The sequence below is a fragment of the Marinomonas sp. IMCC 4694 genome (assembly GCF_008122525.1).
Taxonomy (GTDB): domain Bacteria; phylum Pseudomonadota; class Gammaproteobacteria; order Pseudomonadales; family Marinomonadaceae; genus Marinomonas.
Genome location: NZ_VSRV01000001.1, coordinates 612,459 through 636,497 on the forward strand (window position 1 = coordinate 612,459; position 24,039 = coordinate 636,497).

Annotated in this window: 20 protein-coding genes; 12 read left to right on the top strand and 8 right to left on the bottom strand. The window is 48.5% G+C overall.

The window, feature by feature from the left end:
• The first annotated feature begins 51 nt into the window (after nucleotides 1-51).
• The 11 genes from FXV75_RS02825 (at nucleotide 52) to FXV75_RS02875 (ending at nucleotide 13,483) form a co-directional block, all read left to right on the top strand.
• Nucleotides 52-1,029 carry a LacI family DNA-binding transcriptional regulator gene (locus FXV75_RS02825; protein WP_148831093.1) on the top strand — a complete coding sequence of 326 codons (978 nt, stop codon included), beginning with the start codon at nucleotides 52-54 and terminating at the stop codon, nucleotides 1,027-1,029.
• A 255-nt stretch (nucleotides 1,030-1,284) separates the two neighbouring features.
• The gene (locus FXV75_RS02830; protein ID WP_148831094.1) at nucleotides 1,285-2,523 is read left to right on the top strand and encodes an ABC transporter substrate-binding protein; all 1,239 of its coding nucleotides are present in this window, start codon (nucleotides 1,285-1,287) and stop codon (nucleotides 2,521-2,523) included.
• A gap of 59 nt (nucleotides 2,524-2,582) precedes the next feature.
• Nucleotides 2,583-3,509 carry a carbohydrate ABC transporter permease gene (locus tag FXV75_RS02835; protein WP_148831095.1) on the top strand — a complete coding sequence of 309 codons (927 nt, stop codon included), beginning with the start codon at nucleotides 2,583-2,585 and terminating at the stop codon, nucleotides 3,507-3,509.
• A gap of 9 nt (nucleotides 3,510-3,518) precedes the next feature.
• On the top strand, nucleotides 3,519-4,406 hold the full coding sequence (locus FXV75_RS02840) for a carbohydrate ABC transporter permease (RefSeq protein ID WP_148831096.1): 888 nt from the start codon (nucleotides 3,519-3,521) through the stop codon (nucleotides 4,404-4,406).
• 2 nt (nucleotides 4,407-4,408) lie between these two features.
• Nucleotides 4,409-5,482 carry an ABC transporter ATP-binding protein gene (locus FXV75_RS02845; RefSeq protein WP_148831097.1) on the top strand — a complete coding sequence of 358 codons (1,074 nt, stop codon included), beginning with the start codon at nucleotides 4,409-4,411 and terminating at the stop codon, nucleotides 5,480-5,482.
• 78 nt (nucleotides 5,483-5,560) lie between these two features.
• Nucleotides 5,561-6,322 (top strand): sugar phosphate isomerase/epimerase family protein, encoded by a 762-nt coding sequence (locus tag FXV75_RS02850; RefSeq protein ID WP_148831098.1) that lies wholly within the window; start codon nucleotides 5,561-5,563, stop codon nucleotides 6,320-6,322.
• Nucleotides 6,319-7,461, top strand: a complete 1,143-nt coding sequence (locus FXV75_RS02855; RefSeq protein WP_148831099.1) for a Gfo/Idh/MocA family protein — start codon at nucleotides 6,319-6,321, stop codon at nucleotides 7,459-7,461. Before FXV75_RS02850 ends, FXV75_RS02855 begins: the two co-directional genes overlap by 4 nt.
• A gap of 10 nt (nucleotides 7,462-7,471) precedes the next feature.
• A complete protein-coding gene (locus tag FXV75_RS02860; protein WP_148831100.1) occupies nucleotides 7,472-8,527 on the top strand; it encodes a sugar phosphate isomerase/epimerase family protein in 1,056 nt (351 codons plus the stop codon).
• A gap of 9 nt (nucleotides 8,528-8,536) precedes the next feature.
• The gene (locus FXV75_RS02865; RefSeq protein WP_148831101.1) at nucleotides 8,537-9,694 is read left to right on the top strand and encodes a Gfo/Idh/MocA family protein; all 1,158 of its coding nucleotides are present in this window, start codon (nucleotides 8,537-8,539) and stop codon (nucleotides 9,692-9,694) included.
• A gap of 88 nt (nucleotides 9,695-9,782) precedes the next feature.
• A complete protein-coding gene (locus FXV75_RS02870) occupies nucleotides 9,783-12,230 on the top strand; it encodes a glycoside hydrolase family 3 C-terminal domain-containing protein (protein WP_148831102.1) in 2,448 nt (815 codons plus the stop codon).
• 68 nt (nucleotides 12,231-12,298) lie between these two features.
• Nucleotides 12,299-13,483: an MFS transporter gene (locus FXV75_RS02875; RefSeq protein WP_148831103.1), complete on the top strand. Its 1,185-nt coding sequence runs from the start codon at nucleotides 12,299-12,301 to the stop codon at nucleotides 13,481-13,483.
• 34 nt (nucleotides 13,484-13,517) lie between these two features.
• On the opposite strand, the gene FXV75_RS02880 is transcribed toward FXV75_RS02875, so the two are convergent.
• The 8 genes from FXV75_RS02880 to FXV75_RS02915 form a co-directional block, all read right to left on the bottom strand.
• A complete protein-coding gene (locus FXV75_RS02880; RefSeq protein ID WP_187424840.1) occupies nucleotides 13,518-14,222 on the bottom strand; it encodes an HAD family hydrolase in 705 nt (234 codons plus the stop codon).
• A 2-nt stretch (nucleotides 14,223-14,224) separates the two neighbouring features.
• Nucleotides 14,225-15,862 carry an FGGY-family carbohydrate kinase gene (locus tag FXV75_RS02885; RefSeq protein ID WP_148831105.1) on the bottom strand — a complete coding sequence of 546 codons (1,638 nt, stop codon included), beginning with the start codon at nucleotides 15,860-15,862 and terminating at the stop codon, nucleotides 14,225-14,227.
• 14 nt (nucleotides 15,863-15,876) lie between these two features.
• Nucleotides 15,877-16,608 carry an SDR family oxidoreductase gene (locus FXV75_RS02890; protein ID WP_148831106.1) on the bottom strand — a complete coding sequence of 244 codons (732 nt, stop codon included), beginning with the start codon at nucleotides 16,606-16,608 and terminating at the stop codon, nucleotides 15,877-15,879.
• Nucleotides 16,609-16,630: 22 nt separating this feature from the next.
• Nucleotides 16,631-17,890: a sugar ABC transporter permease gene (locus tag FXV75_RS02895; RefSeq protein ID WP_148831107.1), complete on the bottom strand. Its 1,260-nt coding sequence runs from the start codon at nucleotides 17,888-17,890 to the stop codon at nucleotides 16,631-16,633.
• Entirely contained in the window at nucleotides 17,887-18,705 is an 819-nt protein-coding gene (locus FXV75_RS02900; protein ID WP_148831108.1) for an ATP-binding cassette domain-containing protein, read from the bottom strand. The genes FXV75_RS02895 and FXV75_RS02900 overlap by 4 nt, the downstream gene beginning before the upstream one ends.
• A gap of 81 nt (nucleotides 18,706-18,786) precedes the next feature.
• Nucleotides 18,787-19,842, bottom strand: coding sequence for a sugar ABC transporter substrate-binding protein (locus FXV75_RS02905; RefSeq protein WP_148831109.1), 1,056 nt, complete (start codon nucleotides 19,840-19,842; stop codon nucleotides 18,787-18,789).
• Nucleotides 19,843-20,170: 328 nt separating this feature from the next.
• Nucleotides 20,171-21,181, bottom strand: a complete 1,011-nt coding sequence (locus tag FXV75_RS02910; protein WP_148831110.1) for a LacI family DNA-binding transcriptional regulator — start codon at nucleotides 21,179-21,181, stop codon at nucleotides 20,171-20,173.
• Between the two features lie 384 nt (nucleotides 21,182-21,565).
• Entirely contained in the window at nucleotides 21,566-22,345 is a 780-nt protein-coding gene (locus FXV75_RS02915) for a 2OG-Fe(II) oxygenase (protein WP_148831111.1), read from the bottom strand.
• A gap of 373 nt (nucleotides 22,346-22,718) precedes the next feature.
• On the opposite strand from FXV75_RS02915, the gene urtA reads away from it, so the two are divergent.
• Nucleotides 22,719-24,002: an urea ABC transporter substrate-binding protein gene (gene urtA, locus FXV75_RS02920; protein WP_148831112.1), complete on the top strand. Its 1,284-nt coding sequence runs from the start codon at nucleotides 22,719-22,721 to the stop codon at nucleotides 24,000-24,002.
• The last annotated feature ends 37 nt before the right edge of the window (nucleotides 24,003-24,039 follow it).

Consider the following 24,039-nt stretch of genomic DNA (forward strand, 5'->3'; position numbering starts at 1 on the left):
TGTTTGTTTAAGTGAATATAATGTGAGTCATCGGGTTGATAGGCGGTAGTAATGAGCACCATTAATGAAGTAGCCAGTGCGGCTGGCGTGTCTAAGGCGACGGTTTCACGTGTTTTGAGTGGCACCACACCTGTTAAAGAGGAAACTCGAGCTCGTATTTTGGCCGCCATAGAAACACTGGGTTATAGCCCAAATCAGGCGGCTCGCTCGTTGGCGTCCAATAAGTCTTTTACGGTTGGTGTGGTGGCCAGCTCGGTTGAAAGCGGGTATTACGGCCCGTCTGTTGGTGCCATTGAACGCACTCTGCGTCGATTTGATCGTCACGTTATCATTGCCAGTGGATACAAAACGCTCATCGGTGAGCAAGATGCGGTTGATTTTCTGATAAAGCGACAAGTTGATGCTTTAGTATTGGTAACAAATTGGCTTTCTCCGGAGCAAATATTAGAGATTAACAAGCGTTGCTCGGTGTTTGTGATGAATCAGCATTTCCCCGGCGATCGTGGTAAAAACATCAGTTTTGACAACTTTAAAGGGGGGCATTTGGCGCTGGATTATTTGCTGGGTCGTGGGTACAGGAAAATCGCTATTGTCAGTGGTCCGCTTTGGAAAGACGATGCCAATCAGCGTCACCAGGGTTGTCTAAAAGCGTTATCTGATAAAGGCTTAGTGCCTTTTTGGCATCAAGAAGGAAGCTTTGAGCGCAGCGATGGTACCCGTCATATGGAAGCGATTTTGGCTTTGCCAGAGCGCCCCGACGCGGTGTTTTTTGCCAATGATGAAATGACGATTGCGGCGTTACGTGTGTGTTATCAGCAAGGGGTAAAGGTCCCTGAGGATATGGCGATTATGGGGTTTGATGATTCAGAATTAGCCAACTACTATTCCCCTAGCATTACCACGATCCGAATGCCTTTGGCGGATATGGCGCAAGCCACGGCTAAGCTTTTAATGAAACGAATTTATGGCGCAAACCTAGAGGTTAAAGCGGCTTTTGAGCCCACACTCGTGGTTCGAGAATCGGCTTAGTCATGTTTTTTTGACAGAAAATACGGTTATCTTCGAGAATATCCGATTTTCTGCCACTTTCTGTGTTGTTACCGTCTTCATTTCCCCTTCTGTATTGTGCAAAAAAAAATCAAATAAAGATTGACGACTCAAAAACCTTCTGGCTATTATTTAGCAATGAAACCGGTTTCATTTTATCAGTAGATACTGTTTCTTGCTTCGCAAAGATGGACGCATTGGTGGCGAAGCCCCAACCCAATAAAGGATAAAAATAATATGATGGGCAAAAAAATTGGAATGTTGACGTTGGCGCTAAGTGCTGTGTCTGTATCGGTACACGCAGCCAATGTGGAGGTGATTCACTGGTGGACATCGGGCGGCGAGCAAAAAGCGGTGACGGTATTTGCGGATGAATACAACAAATTGGGCGGTGACAGCTGGGTCGATTCTGCCGTTGCCTTGGGAGAAAACGCTCGTGCTCTTACTATGCAGCGTATTCTGGGTGGCGATGCCCCTGGCGCAGCGCAGTTCAATACGTCTCGTCAATTTGAGGAGTTAATCGAAGAAGGGTTGTTGCTGGATTTAACGCCGATAGCGAAAAAAGAAGGTTGGCTGCAATTTATTCGTCCCACTAGCGTATTGGATCCTTGTATGAAAGACGGTGGCATTTATTGTGTGCCAGTCAATATTCATTCCAACCAATGGTTATGGACCAACAAAAAAGTGTTTGCTGATGCGGGTTTGCAAGAGCCAACCACCTGGAAAGAATTTTTACAAGTGGCGCCTAAGTTACGTGCTGCAGGCGTTATTCCCTTGGCGCTTGGTGGGCAAGCATGGCAAGAGCGTCACTTGTTTGATGTGGTGATGATAGGCACAACCGATAAGGCATTTTGGAGCCAAATATGGGACAAAAAAGACCCAGAGGCCGCATCGGGCGACACGATGCGCGGGGTATTTGAGACTTTCGGTGCTTTGCGTCAGTTTATTGACCAAGGTTCGCCAGGTCGCAATTGGAATGATGCCACCAATATGGTTATTACAGGTAAAGCAGCCACACAGGTCATGGGCGACTGGGCACGCGGTGAATTTTCAGCGGCAAATTTAAAAGCCGATGTGGATTATGGCTGTATTCCGGGCCCCTCTATTAAGCCGTATTTAACCTTAGCGGGCGATGCATTCATCTTCCCCAAAACAGACGATGCTGACCTCGAAAATGCGCAATTCAAAATGGCGTCTATGATGCTTAGTCCTCAGGTTCAAGCCAAATTCAATAACGCCAAAGGTTCCTTGCCAGTGCGTGATGATGTGGACATGTCATTGGCCGATGCCTGCATGAAAAAAGGCCTCAAACTGCTCGAAAACACCGACGCTACGTTTGCGCCCGCGAACGTTTACATCACCGCAGACACCAATGGTCAGGTGGATGATCTTATTACAACCTTCTGGAATGAGCCGGATATGAGCGTAGATACAGCATTAACCATTTTTGCTGGCATCATTGACGACGCGGAATAATCCCTTATTCGCCCTCTTGCTTTAAGAGGGCGAATCTTCGACTGTTTTAGGAGTTTCCTATGGATGAGAGAAGCAATTCCTCCCAATCGTCTCAATGCATTACCCCCACTCGAAGCGGCCGCAAACTACAACTGTCGGCGGTGTTGGCCAGTGTGCCCATGGCAATAGTCGCGCTAGGTATTTTTGTTATTTGTGTTGCCTATTCTGTGGTCTTGTCGTTCACCAAGTCTAAGCTGTTCCCTAATCTCAATTGGGTTGGATTAGATCAATACGACCGCTTATGGGGCAGTGCCCGCTGGCTTACGTCGGTTGAAAACCTCATGCTCTATGGTGTGTTGTTTATTATTTTATGTCTGCTTTCGGGCTTTCTTATGGCGGTATTTTTAGATCAAAAAGTACGCTTTGAAAGCGGTTTTAGAACACTGTTTTTATACCCCTATGCCATGTCTCTTGTTGTAACCGGTTTGGTTTGGCAATGGATGATGGAGCCTTCGCTTGGGATCCAGAATGTGGTGCAAAAGCTGGGGTGGGAGTCGTTTCAATTTGCGCCGCTGGTGGATTCGGATTATGCCATTTATGGGGTGCTCATTGCGGCGGTGTGGCAATCGTCTGGTTTGGTGATGGCGCTGATGTTAGCGGGTTTACGTGGCGTTGATGGCGAGATTTGGAAAGCCGCTCGTATTGATGGGATTCCAACGTGGAAGATCTACCTATTTATTGTTGTACCTATGTTGCGTCCTGTGGTGATTACCTCCGTGGTGTTGTTGGCGGTGGGTGTGGTACGCGTGTATGACTTAATTGTGGCGCAAACGGGGGGGGGACCGGGCATGGCAACTGAAATGCCGGCCAAATTTGTGATTGATCATTTAACCGGACGCAGCAATGTAGGCTTGGGAATGGCAGCGGCTACCATGATGTTATTGCCTGTATTAGTGGTGATTGGCCCTTGGATTTATCGCGAATATGTTCGCCCAGCTAAGCGATAGGAGACACAAATGACTAAGTTAACTGGCCCGCAAGGCCCAAAACCGAGCCGCAACTCTACCTCACGTTATGGTGTGTATGGTTTTTTGATTATTGCTGCGATCTTTTTTTGTATTCCTTTGTACATCATGGTGGTGACGAGCCTAAAAGGTATGCCAGAAATTCGCTTGGGAGATTTGTTCGCTTTACCAGGCGATCCCAGTTTTGCGGCATGGACCAAAGCCTGGTCTGAAGCCTGCACTGGCGTGCAATGTGATGGTATTCAAGGGGGATTTTGGAACTCGATCAAAATCTCGGTGCCCAGTGTTGCGATCTCTATTGCGATTGGTGCAATAAACGGTTATGCCCTGTCCTTTTGGCGATTTAAAGGCGCAAATGTGCTGTTTGGGGTGTTATTGTTTGGGGCATTTGTGCCCTTTCAAGTGGTGATTTTTCCTATCATTATTTTCTTTCGTGAAATCGGTATTTACGGTTCATTGTTAGGGATTATTTTAGTTCATACCGCGTTTGGTATGCCGATTATGACGTTGTTGTTCAGGAACTATTTTTCTTCGTTACCCGAAGAATTATTCAAAGCGGCCCGTGTTGATGGGGCGGGATTTTGGCAGATATTTTTCCAAATTATGATGCCGTTGGCCATTCCTGTGACTGTGGTGGCGGTGATTCTGCAAACCACTGGGATCTGGAACGACTATCTGTTGGGCCTCATTTTTGCCGGTCGAGAAAACTTACCGATGACGGTTCAGCTTAACAACATTGTATCCGCCACCTTTGGAGTTCGTGAGTACAACGTCAATATGGCGGCAACGATTTTAACGGCGATGGTTCCATTGGCGATCTATCTTTTTTCGGGTAAATATTTTGTGCGTGGCATCGCTGCTGGCGCGGTTAAGGGGTAATTATGTACAGCGTATCTATCAAAGATCTCGACCTTAAATACCAAGATGCTCATGTTTTAAAACGCTTAAATCTCGACATTAAAAAAGGCGAATTTTTAGTGCTGCTTGGCTCATCAGGGTGTGGGAAATCCACGTTACTTAATTGCATCGCCGGTTTGTTGGACATATCTGCTGGGCAAATTTGGATAGACGGACGCAATGTTACCTGGGAGGAACCAAAAGACCGTGGCATTGGCATGGTGTTTCAGTCTTATGCTTTGTACCCACAAATGACGGTAGAGAAAAACTTGTCCTTTGGCTTAAAAGTCAAAGGGATGCCGCAAGATGAGATTAAACAGCGGGTGGAACGTGCATCAAAGGTGTTGCAAATTGAGCCTTTACTGAATCGTAAACCTTCTGAGTTATCCGGTGGACAGCGCCAAAGAGTGGCCATTGGACGAGCTTTGGTGCGAGATGTGGATGTGTTTTTATTCGATGAACCTTTGTCGAATTTAGACGCAAAACTACGGGCTGACTTGCGGGTTGAGATAAAGCGCCTGCACCAGAAATTAAAAAACACCATGATCTACGTGACCCATGACCAAGTGGAGGCGCTCACATTAGCCGATCGCATTGCCATCATGAAAGGTGGCGAGATTCAGCAGTTGAGTTCTCCGTTTGAGATTTACCACAAGCCCTCTAGTTTATTTGTGGCGCAGTTTATTGGTTCGCCTAGCATGAACTTATTGTCAGGCCAATTACAGGGGAATGAGTTCGTCTACGGATCACAAAGTATCAACGTGGCGGAATACGACTTTGCTATCGAGTCTGAAAAATTTCAAGCCGCGTATTTGGGCATTCGCCCCGAACATTTAGCCGTAGAAGCAAATGAAGGTTACGAGAAGTTGGCTACAGTAAAGATCGACATAATTGAACCCATGGGCGATGAAACGATCATCTGGTTTGAGTTTTTAACCCAGAAATGGTCTGTAAAAGTCCATGGTGACCATGAATTTAGGTCGAATCAACAGGTTGATATGTATTTAGACCCAAGAAAAGCGCACTTATTCTCTGAGACAACCGAGTCTCGCCTTTAATGCGCCAAACAAACAAACAAACAAACAAACAAACAAACAAACAAACAAACAAACAAACAACAATAATAAGGAATCGTTATGACACCTTTTTCATTTCAGTTATACAGTGCTCGTAACACCGCGTCATTAGATGAGGTTTTTGCGTTGCTGGCGGCATCAGGTTACCAACAAGTCGAAGGTTACGGTGGCTTGTATGACAACTTAGACACCTTACAAACCCTAATGGAGAAATACGGTTTAACCATGCCAACGGGGCATTTTGATCTGGCCATGTTGGAGCATAATTTGCCTCGCGCTTTGTACATTGCCAAGGTATTAGGAATGCACACGATCATCTGCCCATATATTTTGGAACAAGATCGTCCCAGTGACTTTAGTGGTTGGTTTGCTTTTGGCCAGCGTTTGGAAGCGGTTTGCCAACAAGTAAACACCGCCGGTTTTGAATTTGGTTGGCACAATCATGATTTTGAATTTGCAGCGTTTGAGGATGGGCGCTTGCCTATGACGGCTTTGTTAGAAGGGGCGCCTTCTATTTTATGGGAAATGGACGTGGCCTGGGTCGCCAAAGGCGAGTGCAATCCAGTGGATTGGTTAACGCAATACCGTGAGCGTATTTGCGCGGTGCATTTAAAAGACATTGCGCCTTTAGGCGAATGCTTAAACGAAGACGGTTGGGCCGATTTTACACAGGGTATTTTGCCTTGGGCAGAGTATTGGGTGGCGGTGCGCCAAACACCCGCGCGTACTTTTGTGATGGAGCATGATAACCCCAGCGATGTATCTCGTTTTGCACGCCGTTCAATAGACGGCGCAACTTTGATCGTAGGAGCCACAGCATGAATCATGTACTCAACGTTGGTGTGATTGGTTGCGGTAATATATCGACCAGTTACTTGGATTTAGCGCCGCAATTTAACGGCTTTATGTTTACCGCTTGTGCGGATTTAAACGCGCAAATGGCCCAAGAGAAAGCCGCTAAATACGGTTTAAAAGCCATGAGTGTCGACGCTCTTTTGGCCGATAAAGAGGTGGATGTCATCGTTAATTTGACCATCCCGGATGCTCACGCAGACATTACGCTCAAGGCTCTAACGGCAGGCAAACATGTGTATTCAGAAAAACCTTTATGCCTAACCTTGTCTGATGGTTTTAAAATGAAAGCGCTTTCAGAAGCGAAGGGGCTCAGAGTCGGCAGCGCCCCAGACACTTTTTTAGGTGGCGCTCACCAGCTTGCTCGTCATCTTGTTGATGCCGATCGTGTCGGTCGCATCGTCAGTGGTACTTGCCATGTGATGAGCCCAGGGATGGAAATGTGGCATCCGAACCCAGATTTTTTCTTCAAAACGGGAGGGGGCCCCATATTGGATCTAGGGCCTTATTACCTTGCTAACTTGATTCAGTTATTAGGCCCCGTGAAAAGCGTAACGGCGCGGACTGCTACGCCTTCTCCGTATCGTACCATTACCAGCCAACCCCGTTATGGCGACAAAATAGCGGTAGAAACGCCTACGACGTTGCATGCCATTTTAGAGTTTGAACAAGGGGCTCTGATCACCCTCGGAGCCAGCTGGGATGTGCAAGCACATCGTCATGCGCCCATGGAGCTTTACGGCACTAAGGGCTCGTTGTATTTACCCGATCCGAACTTCTTTGGAGGTAAGTTAACACTAACAGAAGGCGCTTATGAGGTGCGTTTAGAGGAAGAATGGCCTCACCCGTTTGGCATTCCGAATCAGATTCATGGTGATCAAGCGTTTGCCAATTATCGCACTGCAGGTTTAGCCGACATGATCCGTGCGATTCAGCAGAAGGAAGATCATATGTGCTCATTAGATCGAGCGCTACACGGTGTGGACATCATGACGGGCATTTTGGCGTCCGGTGAAACGGGTCAAACCGTGATCATGACCACCTCTTGCGAGCGCCCACGCGCGTTGACCCCCGCCGCAGCCAATGAGCTATTGGTTAATCCAAAATAAGGAGAACATCATGCAAACAATCAAAGGGCCAGCGATTTTTTTGGCGCAATTTGTTGGCGATGAAGCACCGTTTAACAGCTTTGATGCTATTTGTGGTTGGGTGGCTTCATTAGGCTACAAAGGCGTTCAGGTTCCCACTTGGGACAAGCGTTTAATGGATTTAGAGCGAGCGGCTCACAGTCAAGCCTATTGCGACGAGTTGATCGCCACAGCGGCTCGGCATGGCGTGGTGATTTCAGAGTTATCGACCCATTTGCAAGGGCAATTAGTCGCCGTGCACCCCGCTTACGATGCCGCATTTGATGGCTTCGCTGATCCCTCTGTTCGCGGCAATCCGGATGCCCGTCAGGCTTGGGCGGTGGCGCAATTGTTGCTCGCGGCGAGCGCATCGAAGCGTCTGGGGCTCACGGCCCACGCGACCTTTTCCGGGGCATTAGCCTGGCCGTATTTCTACCCTTGGCCCCAGCGCCCAGCGGGGTTGGTCGAAGAAGCGTTTGCTGAGCTTGGACGACGTTGGTTGCCGATTTTAGACGCATTCGACGAGGCGGGAGTGGATCTGTGTTATGAGATTCACCCAGGAGAAGATCTGCACGATGGGGTGTCTTTTGAGCGTTTTCTAAGGGAAGTTAATCAACACCCTCGTGCCAATATTCTGTACGACCCAAGTCATTTTGTCCTGCAACATTTGGATTATCTGGCGTTTATTGACCATTACCATGAGCGTATCAAGATGTTTCATGTGAAAGACGCGGAATTGACTTTAAACGGTAAGTGCGGCGTGTACGGTGGTTTTGAAAGCTGGGAGGATCGTCCAGGTCGTTTTCGATCGATTGGCGATGGACAAGTTAATTTTAAGAATATCTTCTCTAAGTTAACCAAGTACAATTTTACCGGTTGGGCGGTGTTGGAATGGGAGTGCTGCCTTAAACACCCCGAAGACGGCGCTGTAGAAGGAGCGCGTCATATTAACGATTTTATTATTCGTGTGACAGATCGAGCGTTTGATGACTTTGCGGATTCAGGTATAGATCAGGCGGCGAATCGTTCCATGTTAGGTTTGAAGTGAGGATCAAAGATGAGCATACAGAGGGCGCCCCTTCGTTGGGGCATGATCGGTGGTGGGGAAGGGGCTTTTATCGGTGAGGTGCATCGCTTTGCCGCGCGTCTTGATAACCAATATCAGCTAGTAGCCGGCGCGCTGTCAACCGATCCGGAGCGTAATAAGCGTTCTGCGCAGGCTCTGGGTTTATCGCGTAGTTATGATTGTTTTTATGCTATGGCGAGTGCAGAAAGTGCGCTTGAAGACGGGGTTCAGGTGGTGTCTATCGTTACGCCGAACTTTCTTCATGCGCCGGTTGCCAAAGCCTTTTTAGAAAAAGGCATTCATGTGATTTGTGACAAACCGATGACGGCCACCTTAACCGAAGCGCTTGAGTTACGAGCGATTGCACAGGGGAGTAAGGCGGCGTTTTTATTGACGCACAATTATTCCGCTTACCCACTGATTCGCGAAGCACAAGCCATGGTGGCAAACGCCGAACTTGGACAACTGCGTTCGGTGCAGGTGCGTTACGCACAAGACTGGTTGACCCTGCCGTTAGAGCAAGAAGGCAATAAGCAAGCTGCATGGCGCACCGACAAAAGTCAATCTGGACTTGGAGGCAGTCTTGGGGATATTGGGACCCATGCCTATCAATTGGCGACTTTTATCATGGGCTCACAAGCGAATGCGGTATTAGCGGATCTTTCGGCTTGGGGGCAAGGCCGTGAATTAGACGACGAGGCCAATGTTCTACTGCGCTTTGATAATGGTGTCAAAGGCCATTTGTGGGCGTCGCAAGTCGCCCCTGGCAATGAAAATAATTTAGCCATTGAGCTTTATGGCGACAAAGCCAGCCTTCGCTGGTGTCAAGAGCAGCCAAATCAGTTGGAATTTACGCGTTTTGGGGAACCAACACAGCGCCTAACTCGTGGTAGTGGCTATTTATCTTCGGCTGCTCAATCCGTGACGCGCATTCCCGCAGGGCATCCCGAGGGGTATCTTGAGGCTTTTGCAACCCTTTATAACGCATTTTCTCGTCAGTTAGACAGCGCCACTGAGCAGACCTTGCCCTCTGTGGATGATGGTGTGCAAGGATTGGCTTTTATTACCGCGGCGGTTCGTTCCCATGAACAGGGCAATGTGTGGGTTTCATTGCAATCGGTGATAGAGCAAGAGTCCCTTGCGCTATAGTTTGGCGATCGCACAGCGTTTCAGTGCAGCATATTTAGAATCAACCGTTTTATAGTGACACAATATAAATAGATTCAGCAGGTAACGTATGAGTAACATGAATATAGAAGACATGATAAAAAACATGACATTGAGCGAAAAAGTCGCGCTGCTGTCCGGTCAGGATTTTTGGTCAATAGGTGCTCTTGAGCGTCTCGGGTTAGGCGAACTGCGCATGACAGATGGCCCGAATGGCGCTCGCGGCGCAGGGTCTCTGGTAGGCGGTGTGAAGTCGGCGTGTTTTCCTTGTGGCATTGCATTAGGTGCCACGTGGAACCCAAGTTTATTAAAAGAAATAGGCAGTGCGATTGCCGATGAAGTTAAATCAAAAGGCGCCCATGTCTCATTAGCTCCTACGGTTAATCTCCATCGAACTACCCGAAATGGCCGTAACTTTGAGTGTTATTCAGAAGACGCGGTTTTAACGGCGGAATTGGCGGTACCCTATATTCAAGGGCTACAAGAAAAACGCATTTCCGCCACGATCAAGCATTTTGTCGGCAACGAAAGCGAAATTGAACGTACGTCGATGAGCTCTGAAATAGACGAGAAAACCCTGCGTGAACATCACTTATACCCATTTGAAATGGCGGTGAAAAAAGCCGGAACCTGGGGGGTAATGTCGTCCTATAATCGTTTGAATGGCACCTATACAGCTGAAAATAGTTGGTTATTAAACACTGTGCTGCGTGACCAGTGGCAGTACGATGGCATTGTTATGTCGGATTGGTTTGGCTCTAAAACCACCGCGCCGACGGTGAATGCGGGCCTCAACTTAGAAATGCCAGGGCCAACTCGAGACCGAGGAGACAAGCTCATTGCGGCGGTAAATGCGGGCGAGGTGTCTCAAGAGCAGATCGATGCCCTTGTAACAGGCGTATTAACCTTGATGGAACGAACCGGCGTGTTGCACAATCCTACGCCACGCCACGAAGTGGCCGATAATCGCCCTGAACATCGCGCCCTGATTCGCAGAGCGGGTGCAGAAGGCACTGTGCTGCTTAAAAATACAGGTATTTTGCCGTTAGCACGTTCGCAGTCTATCGCTGTGATGGGGGCGAACGCAAAAACCGCTCAAATCATGGGTGGCGGCTCCGCTCAGCTTAATCCACATTATCGCGTGTCGCCCTACGATGGGTTGGTCAATGCCCTTGGTGAGGCGCACATCCGCTATGCTTTGGGCAGTCAAAATCGCCGTTTTGAACCTTTAATTAAAGAGGGTGATTTTACGGTGGAATACTTTGCCAATCGCGATTTAGCCGGTGAGGCGGTTTATACCGAATCCTTGACGGAGTTGCAGGTGTTTTTGTTGGAAAACATTGCTGCCGGCAAGGTCGATGGTGCCCATTTTTCATTGCGTATAAGCGGCTCTGTGACGGTGGATGACACCGCAACCTATTTCTTGGGTGGATTTTGTGCTGGTTGGATGAAGGTTCATGTGAATGGTAAGGAAACCCTAAATCTATGGGGTGAGCAGTGGCAAAAAGGCTCAACTTTTTTTGAAGAAGGCTGTAACGAGAAAACGGCCGCGATTGAATTAAATGCAGGTCAAACCATCGATATCGTGGTGGAGTTCGCGGTAAAACCGTCAGACAATTTAACCTTGTCAGGTTTGCATGTAGGCTTAGGGATACACACCACAGACGCTGACATTGAACAAGCGGTAGCGCTGGCAAAACAGGCGGATGTAGCGGTGTTGTGTGTCGGTCGAAATGGCGAATGGGACACCGAAGGCAGCGATCTTCCTCACATGAATTTGCCCGATAGACAGGATGAATTGGTTGCTGCCGTTGCCGCAGTGAATCCTAATACCGTGGTGGTGTTGCAAACAGGTGGTCCGATTGCCATGCCGTGGTTACCGAATGTGGCGGCAGTGATGCAGGCCTGGTATCCGGGTCAAGAAGTGGGCAATGCCATTGCCGATGTGCTTTTAGGCGACGTCGACCCTTCTGGTCGTCTGCCGCAAACCTTTCCTGTGAATGAATCCAACGTGCCGTTTTTGGATGGTAACGCTGACACTTACCCAGGTGAAAAGGGCAAGGTGGTGTATCGTGAAGCAGACCTATTTGGCTACCGTTATTACGATCATGCTAATGTAGCGCCATTATTTGAATTTGGGTATGGTCTGAGTTACGCGGCGTTTGCGCTTAATGATGTTGAAGTCCGTGAGCAAGATGGCGTGACGCAATGTTGTTTCACCCTTCACAATACCAGTGATCGCGATGGTGTGTGCGTGCCCCAGCTTTACGTTACCGTTCCCAGTGCAAGGCAAGGCACCAAGGCTTTACGTCAATTTGGCAAGTACGCCTTAGCGGCGGGTGAATCGCGTCGAGTCGCTTTGGCATTAACTGAGCGTGACTTTGCGGTGTATGATTTGGATAAATCCGCATGGCGAGTAGACGCAGGTGAGTATTTACTTACGTTAGGGCTTTCATCTCGTCAGTCTCTGAACACACTGTCGGTTGAGCGTGAACACACTGTCTTACTGCCAGTTTAAACAGAGCGCTTATTTGTTACCTTTGTCGCCACGCTTTATGTGGCGACGTTTTTTTATAAGAGGCCCTTATGAATACACAGAAAACCAAGTCGAGTCGTTTAGATACCAAAAACAGGGTGCTCACCTCTCAACGTTTGTTTTTTCTCGCATTGTGTGCGGGTTTATCAGTAGCCAATTTATATTATTCTCAGCCATTGTTGGCGGACATTGCACGCTCATTTGAGACGGATTTGAATGTGGGGTTGGTGAGCACGGCAACGCAGATCGGCTACGCCTTAGGTATTGTAATATTACTGCCTCTGGGAGACTTGGTTGATCGTCGTCGTCTAATAATGGTGCTGTCGCTGACATTGAGCATGGCGATGTTGCTATGCAGTGTTGTGATGTCGATTGATGCCTTGATTATGTCGTCTTTTTTCGTTGGTTTTGGGGCAATTTCTGGGCAGATCCTGGTGCCGTTAGCGGCAGATTTAAGTCACCAAGAAAAGCGTGGTCACGCTATTGGGACTGTGTTTAGCGGTATTTTGTCGGGTATATTATTGGCGCGAACGGTGAGCGGCACGGTGGGCGAAGTATTTGGCTGGCGTGCCATGTTTGTATTCGCCAGTTTTATCGCGCTGACATTGGCGGTGATCGTGTATTTCACTTTGCCAGTACTGCAGGCGAAAAGTCAGCAAAAATACAGTCACTTATTTATGTCGATGGGCACATTGTTGCGCCAGCATAGTGCGCTACGAATGGCTTGTTTTACGCAAGCCTTGTTGTTTGCAGTATTCAGCGGTTTTTGGAGCGTGTTGTCTCTGGTGTTGGCTGAACCGCCGTTTGAATATGGATCGGCCATGGCGGGAGCATTCGGTTTCATCGGAGCCGTTGGCGTACTGGGTGCCAATATAAGTGGTCGTTTTATTGATAAAATTGGCGCTCGACGCGTGTTGTTGTGCGGTCTATTGTGTTGTGTGATCGCCTACGGCGTGTTTGCCGCTCAGCTCTCATTAGTGGCGTTAATTGTGGGTATTATTGTGCTTGATTTTGGCCTTGCTATCGCGAATGTGGCCAATCAATCGACTATTTTAACATTAGACGAAACGGCCCGAAGCCGGATTAATACGCTTTACGTCACCAGTATTTTCACCGGTGGGGCAATAGGTTCTGCCGTTGCCAGTTTTGCTTGGTTTCACGGAGGTTGGGGCTCTGTTTCTGTGTTTGGATTGTTTCTTTCTGGAAGCGCCCTGTTGCTGCACATTAGAAAATAGGGTGAAGGTCTCGTTGTCATGGTAAAGAGGGCATTTACCTTACCGCCTTAATGATTTTGGCTACGTCTTCGTAGCTGTCTACGACCCAGTTTGCCCCTGCATCAATCAGCTTTTGAGTGTGATTTGGGTGTTTTGCGTGGGCTCCAGCCGTCAGTCCAATGCATAACATTCCCGCTTGTCGAGCCGCTTGAATGCCCGCTGGGCTGTCTTCGATCACGAGCGCGCTGTCCGCCGAGCATCCCATTGTGTGTGCCGCAAGTAAGAATAGATCTGGGGCGGGCTTTCCATTTTTCACCATGGTGGATGAAAATACCTTACCAGCAAAGTGGGCTTGCAGCTGAGTCGCATCGAGACTTACGTTGATGCGTTCTGGGTGAGAAGATGACGCGACACAGAAGGGCAGAGTGAGGGACTTGATAAAGTCCGCGACCCCTTGGATAGGTTGAAGTGCTTGGTAAAAGCGCGCAAATAACGCCACATTCATGGCATCAAGAGCCACTTGAGTAAGCGCCACACCTTGTGATGCAAACAGCTCCTCCTTGGCTGATTTCATGCTGCGACCCTGAAATTGTGCAATCACTTCGTCTTTTGTTAGTTTTCCCCCTTCCGCAAGGATTAAACGGTGCAAAGCATCAATGGACAGCACTTCGCTGTCCACTAATACGCCATCACAATCGAAGATAATTAATGCCAATGAGGCGAGCCGTTTCGCCTCTGAATGTTCTGTTTGATGCAACACGTTTATAACTCCCTTGCCAAGGTTTGTAGTTTGGTAAAGGCAAGAAAGCGCGCCTCGTGCCGTTGTGTAATGATAGCGGAGGGTGAGGGTAAATAACGACCCCCAAATGAAGACATCGCCTGCATAGCGTGTTCTAAACCTTCATAGTCCCCCGAGGCCACCGCCGCCAGCATGGCCGTACCTAATAAAACGGGCTCTTCTGCCGTGGGAGCGACCACTTCCTTGCCGGTCGCGTCGGCGATAAGTTGTCGTATTAGGGGGTCTTGCCCCGCTCCTCCGCTGATCACCACTCGTTGTATAAAGAGACCTTTTTCGGCTTGTGCTTCAATGATTTGTCGTAAGCCGTAGGCGATACCGCAAAGGCCTGCCACGTACAAGCTAACTAGGCTGTCTAAGGATTTATCCATCGTCAAACCTGCCATAATAGCGCGGGCGTTAGGGTCAGCAAAGGGCGCTCTATTGCCTAAAAACTCAGGCACGAGGTGCACGTTTTGGGCGAGATGCACCGCGTCACTCAGGTTGCTAAGTTGTTTTTTGGTGTGTTGGGATAACCAAACGGTTAATGGGATGCCTGCGTCGTGTGCCAATAGGGTTGCTTGTGCGGACGCTGGGTGCATTAACACTAAATGGTCTATGGCAGCGCCTGCAGCGGATTGCCCTGCTTCGTTCAGCCACATACCAGGTATCATGGCAGCAAAGTACGGCCCCCAAATACCGGGCACAGTCACCGGATTGGTTGAGGTGGTTAGTGTGCAGGCCGACGTGCCAAAAACATAAGCCAAGCCGTCTTCCGGGGCTGAGGTACCCGCTTGTGTTAAGGCTCCCACTGACCCAACACCGCCTGCATGAGCATCAATTAAGCCAGCGGCAACGGCGGTTCCAGGGTGGAGTCCGAGTTCTTCGGCCGCAGTGACGGTTAAACCTTGCCCTAAGGCGGTACCCGGAGCGACAACGTGGGTGCCAATTTTTGCACAGTGATCATCGACTAAATCGGCCAAACCAATCGACTCAAAGTAAGACGCGTCCCAGCGTTTTTCATGCGCCAAATAGGTCCATTTGCACACTAGTGTGCAAATGGAGCGAGCGTCAGAGTTCGAGGCGCGAAAGGTGAGATAATCCGTCAAATCAAAAAAATGACGGGCGCTATGGTAGGTGTCAGGTAAATGCGTTTTTAACCAGAGCAGTTTGGGAGTTTCCATTTCTGGTGAAATACGGTTACCAACGTAGTGTAAAACTGGGTGTTCAAGGTCGTTGATCAGACGAGCTTGCTCTGTGGCTCGCTGATCCATCCAGACGATCACATTACGATCAGCAATACCGTGTTCTCCAACAGGCAGTGGACGCTGGTTGTCCCCTAATACAACCAGCGAACAGGTCGCATCAAACGACAAGCCAACGATAGCGTCTACTGGCAAATTCGAGGCCGCGACGACGCTTTTAACACAGGCACAAACCGCCTGCCATATGTTGTCCGAAGACTGTTCATAGCGTGCATCGCTGTCTTGGTAAGTAATAATGGCTTGCTTGGCAAGATGCAGCTGGCGGCCTTGCAGGTCGAATAAACCCGCGCGAGCACTGCCAGTACCAACGTCAACGCCCACCACGTAACGAGCGGCAGCGTCATGAATGCGCTTACTCATTCTTTCATCCTCTCTCATAGATCCACGCTGTTGGGTAAAATAACCAGATCACGAATGGTGACATTAGCGGGTCGTGTCAGCATGAAAACCACAGAGTCCGCCACCACTTCTGGCTGCATTAAACTGCCACTTGATAAGGCTTCCTCCATTTTGGCGGCCGGCCAATCGTCTAATAATGCCGTTACCACAGGGCCAGGCGCCACGGCACCGACTCGAATAGAATGAACACTTAACTGACGGCGCAACGTATGGACAAATGCCTGAATCGCGTGTTTGGATGCCGTGTAGATTGGTTCCCATACCACGGGAACCAATCCCGCAATAGAGCTGGTGACGATAATGTCACCGCTTTTTTGAGCCATCATGTGCGGCAGCACCGCATGCACAGACCGAAATACCGAATTGATGTTTAAGTTCAGCATACGGTCCCATTCGTTTGGGTTGCCTTCGGCAAACACGCCGCCGACATAACCACCGGCATTGGCGTGAAAGGCGTGAAGGCGTCCGTCGGTAAGTGCCAGAATGCGTGCTAGGAGTGCATCCACTTCGTCTGCTTTTAGCAAGTCCATCACCAAGGGAATGGCTTTGCTGCCCAATTCTCTACAGACTTTTTCCAGCGCACTGGCAGAGCGGTCAATTAGCACTACGTCGGCTCCTTCAGCAATAAACGCCTTAGTGCAGGCTAAGCCGATGCCCGACGCCGCCCCTGTGATCGCGATGACTTTGCCTTGTAAATTCGTGTTCATAAAATACTCCTTAACGACCACGTTATGCTTTACCGTGGGAAACACGGCTCTGACGGGCAATACTGTCAACAATGACGGCAATGGCTAGCACGGCACCGGTGATCATGTAGCGGTGAGACGAGGACAAATTCAGCAGCGTTAATCCATTGGCAATTGACTGAATGACAATGATCCCCAGCAACGCCGACCACGCGGATCCACGGCCACCGAATAAGCTGGTGCCACCAATAACAGCGGCTGCAATCGCATTTAAGTTAACGTCCCCAGTGCCGGCTTGCTGGCTGGCAGAGGCCAAACGTGACGCGGCCAAAACACCACCCAATGCGGCCAATGAAGAACACAAAACAAACGCACTGATATAAATGGCCTTAACGTTGATACCCGCGCGACGAGCGGCTTCGGCATTACCACCAACGGCAAACATATAACGACCCCATTTGGTTCGAGTAAGCGCATAATTCATCGTAATCACCAAGAGCATAAATAAACCGAACATCCAAGGCACGCCGCGGGATTGATTCAAGTAAAATGCAGCCGCTTGAAGGGCGAGAGTGACGAGTATGGCTTTGATCACAATACTATTGAGGCTTTTAGCCGACAGGTTAGCCGCTTGACGTTTGCTACGAACGCGTGCACCCATGACCACAATGACGATACCTGGCATGAAAGCAAAGGAATACGCTACCCACGCAGGCATGATCATCAGTTGACCAAAATCCACCATGGACGAACCGTAGGGTAAGTTAATAGAACCGGTGGAACCTAAAATAAACAGCTGAAATCCCAGCAGAGCCAACAAGCCCGCCAAGGTGGAGACAAAGCTCGGCATACCAAATTTGGTACGTAAAAAAGCGTAACCCAAGCCCATCATGGCGCCAACGCACAAGCTCGCCCCAATGGCCAAAGCCAATGGCCATCCTTGATTGACCCACAACACGCCCAGCAAAGCCGACCCCACACCGCTCATGGAGCCCACGGAAAGGTCAATTTCACCTAACATCAATACGCACACAATGCCCAGCGCAATAATGCCAACGGTCGAGCAGTCAAACAGCAAGTTCACTAGGTTGTTTGCAGATAAGAAAATGGGGTTAATGGCTGTAAAAATCCCCCAAATTAGTACCAAACCAATGATCACCGGTAAGGAACCCAGGTCGCCAGATTTGATGCGGTCGATCGAGGCGTTAATACTGTCTTTTACACTGTTTGAGTGGGTAACGCGCACATCGCTTCGATCTAACAGCGTGGTGCTGTCGACAGATTTATGAATGGAATCACTCATGCTTGCTCCTCGCTATGGTTCTCTGCTTCTGCCAAGCGCTTTGCTCTTCTTGACACGGCATTATCCGTAGCGCCGGTAATGGCGCCGATTAATACTTCGTTAGACGCACTGACATCAAACACGCCATTATTTTTGCCCAGTCGCAACACCACCACGCGGTCGGCTATGGCTCGAACGTCTTGCATATTGTGAGAAATCATAATGACGCCTAAGCCTTTGGCCTTAACACGTTCTACTAAGTTGAGAACCTCAGCGGTTTGCGCGACACCCAATGCCGCGGTGGGTTCATCGAGCATGATGATCTTAGGGTTTGATAGCAGAGATCGGGCAATGGCAACAGTCTGACGTTGTCCGCCCGACAGTGACGCCACCACATCACGAACGCTGGGAATGCGCGCAGCCAATTCGTTTAACAGCGTCCAAGAGGTGACTTCCATGGTGGTTTCATCGAGGTGCAAGGCGTTTTTTTCTTGGCCCAAGAAAATATTGGCCACCACATCTAAGTTTTCACACAGGGCTAGATCTTGGAAAACGGTCGCAATACCCAGATCCAGCGCGTCACTGGGCCCGTTCATGACGACTTCTTTTCCTTCAAAAAGAATCGTGCCTGAGGTAGGCGAATGAGCGCCGGCTAAGGTTTTAATCAGCGTTGATTTACCTGCGCCATTGTCTCCGACCAGGGCGACCACTTCGCCTGGGTAGACGTCCAGATCGATGTCTGTAAGGGCGGCAACTGCGCCAAAATTTTTAGACACTTTGCGCAAACTCAGAATGGGTTGAAGCCCTTCTGGGCGTGCAGAAGTATGGGAAGGCATGATCTGCTCCACTAAATATCAGTTAGGAAAGACGCCACTCACAGGAGGTGAGTGGCGGAGCGTATGGTAATCAGTACGACGTTAGCGCCAGATTCCCAGCTCTATGCAGCCCGCTAAATAGCGACCAGTGCATACATCGCCCGCATACGTCACGCCGGTATCAAACACGATTTTTTTGATATTCTCACGTGTCACAACCTCTGGAACGAAGAGTTCAGAAGGTGTGTTGTACAGCGTTGTTTTGGCAACAGGTGTTATACCGTTCAACATCTGCACAGCCACATTCGCGGCCGCGGCGGCCACTATTTCAGACGGCTTAGAGATGGTGTTGTACTGGTCACCTGCGATAATCAATTGCAATGCTGCGATGGTGGCATCATTTCCGGTAACAGGGGGCAGGGGGTTAACGCCTGAGGCTTTTAACGCGGCGATCGCGCCACCCCCCGTACCGTCATTGGCTGCTACGACGCCTAAAATATCGGAGCCGAAACGGGCGATTTGCCCATTTGCCCACGTTTGTGCTTTTGGTGGCGCCCAGTCTGGCGTGTCGTATTCTGCGATGGTGGTGTAACCGCTGTTGTCCAAACCTTCATCGATACCGTCGCGGATCAAACCGGCCGCTGCGTCGGTAGGTGAACCGTTAATTTGTAAAATACCGCCCTTGTTTTTTGGTACACCCATGTTTTCTAAGTGTTGAACTAAGCTTTCTGCAATGGCTTTACCAATGCCTTTGTTGTCAAAAGACACATAAAAATCGGCGGCCTTGCCCGGGATAGGTCGATCATAGGCGATTACTTTGACGCCTTGGCTTTGTGCCAAGTTCACCAAAGACGCTGCAGCGCTGGAATCAACAGGGTCCAATACAATGACTTTGGCACCTTGTGTGATCACTGAGTTGAATTGTTGTTGCTGCAACGACACATCGCCGTTGGCATTTTGGTAAATCAATGTGCAATCAGCACAGAGTTTGGTCATGGCGGCTTTGAAGCCAGGGAAATCATGTTTTTCATATCGAGTCGATGCCTGATCTGGCATCAAAAAGGCAACAGTTGAGCTGGCTTGAGCTTGTGCAGCATACAGCCCGGCTGTGGCGGCAAGCGTAGTAAAACCGATTGTTTTTATTACTATAGATTTCATTACTGACACTCCGATCAAAAATGTAGGCGAAAATCGCCTTCAACAATCTAATATAGATTGATGCTTTATGGTCTCACCTTGACGTTGTTGGTAAACACACTCAGATGTAATACACTATGTCCGTCTTTTATGGCTGCTGTCACAGCGATATTAGGCGGTTAGACATCTTAATTGAGCTCTAATCGACGTTAAGGTGTAGGGTTAATTCGTTAGTGTGATTGACTTTCGTGGTCCTTTATTAACTCTGCATCTTGGCCTCCTCCTCGCGCTGTAAATGGTGATCAATATAGGGTTCTTTGTTGAACCCTCCCTGTGTCAAATGTGACGGTTATATAATACTTTTCACAGAATGACGTTTAATTAAACTGGCGTTTAGCACCGTGGCTTGCGGGTCGCTGTTTTTGCGCTCAGAATCGATGCGTTCCAATAATTTTGACCAAGCGTTGGCAGCGACCGCTTCTACAGGCTGACGAATGGCGGTTAGGCTGGTACTGCGAGCCGACATCCAAGCGTAATCATCGAATGCGACCAATGAGATATCTTCCCCGACCTTGGTGTTCAGTTCCGCCAGTGCAGTGAGTGTGCTGAGGGTCGTAACGTTAGTGAGAGCAAAAATGGCCGACGGCTTTGGATGACTGGCGAGCCAGTGGGTTATTGTTTCTGCACCGGCTTCTAATTCACAGCCTAATTCGATCACGCTAGGCTGCACAATGTTGGCATTTCTCAGCACGTTTAGAGCCCCTTCCACCCGTTCACGAATCGGTGGAAAAGACAAATCAGACGCCGCAATAAGAATGTTTGTATGGCCGGCATCGATAAGGTGTTGGCAAGCAAGTTCGCCGGCCGCACTGTTATCAATAGTAACCGTATCAAAAGGCGCCGAATGTACCGATACACGGTCAATTAACACGGTAGGGCAAAGGTTTTTTAGGTTCAAAAGCGCGCCGGATAATTGCCCCGCGCATGGAATGGCGATCATGCCAGCGGGGCGCCAACTCATAAGGGCCTTAATGCGCGACGCTTCGACCTCTTCACGGTCATGGGAGCTGGCCACAATCACATCGTAGCCGTGTTCAAAGGCAAGGTTTTCAAGCTGAGAAACAATAGTGGCAAAAAACGTATCGGTAATATTGGGCACCAACACGGTGACGACCTTATTACGCTGAGAGCGTAACTGAGAAGCCGCACGATCCATTTGATAACCGAGTTGATCAGCCGCAAGTTGCACGCGTGCTTTAAGTTCATCATTCACTGGTTTCTTGCCTGAAAAAACGTTAGAAACCGTGGCCGTTGATACCTCGGCTAATTTAGCGACTTCACGAATAGAAGGCTTTCTCATTACTAACGTACCTTTGTTGTTTTGCAGTTAAACGTTTAACAGTCATAAGGCTAACAGACTCTTATTTAGTCAGGCAAGTGTTTTGTTAAACGTTTAACAGTAGAGGTTTTTACTTCATTTGAGGGCAAGGCTGATGAACTGCACTTTGCTGTCTCAAAAAGAGAATGTACCCAGTAAGACAACTTGGTCTGCAAGCCAAGCGATTGGCACCATGGTATTGTGGCTAGGGTTTAAGCACTGGCAGATTGGAGTAAAAAGAAACGCTTTTGCTTGTGTTAATCATCGTTTTTTCATCGTACGCTGGGCAACCCTTTGGGTAGCCGCGTACGATATGCTTGCCTCCTGTTTACGATTATTGTCATGCTGAAGACACGAAAAGGCGCGTTAACTGACTCGGCCATAGAAGGTTTTACTGGCGGCTTCAGAGAGCGCGACGCCGGGTTTTGAATTGTAGGCGAGCACCGCCAGCATGCGAGTTGTGTCGCCTTGCGTTGGCGTGACTCGATGAATGGCATTTCGACCGCGGAACAACACTAATGCGCCAGGTTCAATCGCCAGCTCTTTGGCTTTGCGTTGTACGGATAACACCTCACTTACGCCGCTGTAATTCATTTCCCCTGCGTCAGCGTCACGCATGTTTTCAATGTATTCAAACACACCGCCGCCACTTGGCTTTTGAATTAACAAGGTAATGGCAAACGACGAATTGTCGAAATGCCAGCCCAGTTCCTGACCTTCGCTGGCGTAGTGCAAATTGATCGAAGAAAGAGGGTCGGCATAGTTATACAATGTTTTTTCGCCTAATACGTCAGCCAAAAAATCACGAAAGACAGGCGAGTCGTATAACGCTCGAAGCGGAGATTCCGCATCAATCTGGTCGTCAGTAATACAACCTTTAGAAGAGTTAACTTGCTTGTTTCTAGCGTGTTCAGCGCCATAATCTGGGTCGATATTGCTTAAGTAAACGTTGTGAGTGGATTGGGTGTACCAAGCTAGATGTTGTTTTGACTCGCCTTCCTTGATAATGCGTTCAATAGAACGGTCACTCAAAAAATCAGGCAAAATCAGAGCACCATTTTGTTCTAATGTTTTTTTACAGTCGGCTTTAAAATCACTGTTAGCGATCGGATAGCGGGCATTATTAATGAGCGAAGACAAAGACATGGCGGTTCCTTTTTTTATTGTTTAAACGTCTAATGAAATACCTTGTGCAGTTCAGACTAGATACATTTAAGGAAGAATGGAATCAATGTTTTTTGCACTCATCGTTAAGTTTTTTTTAATGATATAGCGTGTCAGTAAAATGGGTGTTTTTCGATTGATTAAGGTCGTGTCTGTTGCTTTCAAAGGGGAGTCTTCTTTGTTTCTCTTTAGTCAATTATACGTCAAATGACGTATCCCCCTATGTCATTTCGCGCATACCTTTCTTGCGGTGATTTTTGAATACTGGAGTGACTGATTTGATGCGTTGGCAAGGTGTTTCACGTTTCAAGTCTCGATTCATTATTTTACTAATCACAATAGGACGGCTCCCATTATGAAAATCAAAACGCTCACTTCTGCGATTGTGCTCTCTGGTGCAACGCTTATTGCGCTTCCTTCTTTGGCGGCAGATACCATTAAAGTCGGTGTCTTGCATTCTTTGTCTGGAACCATGGCGATTTCTGAAACAACGTTGAAAGATACCGTGTTGATGATGGTCGATGACCAAAACAAAAAGGGCGGTTTGCTTGGTAAAAAACTTGAAGCCGTTGTGGTTGATCCAGCGTCTAACTGGCCTTTGTTTGCAGAGAAAGGTCGCGAGCTTTTAACCAAAGATAAAGTGGATGTGATCTTCGGTAGTTGGACGTCGGTATCCCGTAAGTCAGTATTGCCAGTATTGGAAGAATTAAATGGTTTGATGTTCTACCCAGTGCAATACGAAGGCGAAGAGTCATCTAAAAACGTGTTCTACACAGGGGCGGCGCCAAATCAGCAGGCGATTCCTGCGGTGGATTACTTGATGAACGATCTAGGTGTTGAGCGTTTTGTATTGGCCGGAACCGATTACGTTTACCCGCGTACAACGAACAAAATTCTTGAAGCTTACCTAAAAGCCAAAGGGGTTGCTGCGAAAGACATCATGATCAATTACACGCCGTTCGGTCATTCTGACTGGCAGTCAATTGTGTCAGACATCAAAAAATTCGGTAATGAAGGCATGAAAACAGCGGTGGTTTCGACCATCAATGGTGATGCAAACATTCCTTTTTACAAAGAATTGGGTAACCAAGGTATTTCGGCTGAAGACATCCCAGTAGTGGCTTTCTCAGTAGGCGAAGAAGAGCTTTCTGGTTTGGACACAAAACCATTAGTAGGGCATTTGGCCGCGTGGAACTATTTCCAGAGTGTTGACAGTGAAGAGAATGATACCTTCATCGAAGCTTGGAAAGCGTACACTAAAAACCCAGATCGTGTAACAAATGACCCAATGGAAGCGACGTACATCGGTTTCAAAATGTGGGTAAACGCGGTGACTGAAGCGGGTACTACGGACGTAGATGCGGTTGAGCAAGCGATGATTGGTCAAGAAACGCCTAACTTAACTGGTGGCATTGCGGTGATGAATAAAAACCATCACTTGAGCAAACCTGTTCTGATTGGCGAGATCCAAGACGACGGCCAGTTTGAAGTTGTTTGGGAAACCGACGGCGTGGTGCCTGGTGATGCGTGGTCTGACTTCTTGCCTGGCTCAAAAGATCTGATTTCAGATTGGACAGCGCCTATTAAGTGCGGTAACTACAACACTAAGACGAAAGCCTGCTCTGGTCAAAATTACTAATTCAGCGCGTTCTTTGGGTTGATATTTTAGCACTCTG

Excerpts from the sequence above, each read along its gene's own strand:
- FXV75_RS02825 (WP_148831093.1), top strand. The coding sequence starts at position 52 with ATGAGCACCATTAATGAAGTAGCCAGTGCGGCTGGCGTGTCTAAGGCG.
- FXV75_RS02830 (WP_148831094.1), top strand. The coding sequence starts at position 1,285 with ATGATGGGCAAAAAAATTGGAATGTTGACGTTGGCGCTAAGTGCTGTG.
- FXV75_RS02835 (WP_148831095.1), top strand. The coding sequence starts at position 2,583 with ATGGATGAGAGAAGCAATTCCTCCCAATCGTCTCAATGCATTACCCCC.
- FXV75_RS02840 (WP_148831096.1), top strand. The coding sequence starts at position 3,519 with ATGACTAAGTTAACTGGCCCGCAAGGCCCAAAACCGAGCCGCAACTCT.
- FXV75_RS02845 (WP_148831097.1), top strand. The coding sequence starts at position 4,409 with ATGTACAGCGTATCTATCAAAGATCTCGACCTTAAATACCAAGATGCT.
- FXV75_RS02850 (WP_148831098.1), top strand. The coding sequence starts at position 5,561 with ATGACACCTTTTTCATTTCAGTTATACAGTGCTCGTAACACCGCGTCA.
- FXV75_RS02855 (WP_148831099.1), top strand. The coding sequence starts at position 6,319 with ATGAATCATGTACTCAACGTTGGTGTGATTGGTTGCGGTAATATATCG.
- FXV75_RS02860 (WP_148831100.1), top strand. The coding sequence starts at position 7,472 with ATGCAAACAATCAAAGGGCCAGCGATTTTTTTGGCGCAATTTGTTGGC.
- FXV75_RS02865 (WP_148831101.1), top strand. The coding sequence starts at position 8,537 with ATGAGCATACAGAGGGCGCCCCTTCGTTGGGGCATGATCGGTGGTGGG.
- FXV75_RS02870 (WP_148831102.1), top strand. The coding sequence starts at position 9,783 with ATGAGTAACATGAATATAGAAGACATGATAAAAAACATGACATTGAGC.
- FXV75_RS02875 (WP_148831103.1), top strand. The coding sequence starts at position 12,299 with ATGAATACACAGAAAACCAAGTCGAGTCGTTTAGATACCAAAAACAGG.
- FXV75_RS02885 (WP_148831105.1), bottom strand. The coding sequence starts at position 15,862 with ATGAGTAAGCGCATTCATGACGCTGCCGCTCGTTACGTGGTGGGCGTT.
- FXV75_RS02890 (WP_148831106.1), bottom strand. The coding sequence starts at position 16,608 with ATGAACACGAATTTACAAGGCAAAGTCATCGCGATCACAGGGGCGGCG.
- FXV75_RS02895 (WP_148831107.1), bottom strand. The coding sequence starts at position 17,890 with ATGAGTGATTCCATTCATAAATCTGTCGACAGCACCACGCTGTTAGAT.
- FXV75_RS02900 (WP_148831108.1), bottom strand. The coding sequence starts at position 18,705 with ATGCCTTCCCATACTTCTGCACGCCCAGAAGGGCTTCAACCCATTCTG.
- FXV75_RS02905 (WP_148831109.1), bottom strand. The coding sequence starts at position 19,842 with ATGAAATCTATAGTAATAAAAACAATCGGTTTTACTACGCTTGCCGCC.
- FXV75_RS02910 (WP_148831110.1), bottom strand. The coding sequence starts at position 21,181 with ATGAGAAAGCCTTCTATTCGTGAAGTCGCTAAATTAGCCGAGGTATCA.
- FXV75_RS02915 (WP_148831111.1), bottom strand. The coding sequence starts at position 22,345 with ATGTCTTTGTCTTCGCTCATTAATAATGCCCGCTATCCGATCGCTAAC.
- urtA (WP_148831112.1), top strand. The coding sequence starts at position 22,719 with ATGAAAATCAAAACGCTCACTTCTGCGATTGTGCTCTCTGGTGCAACG.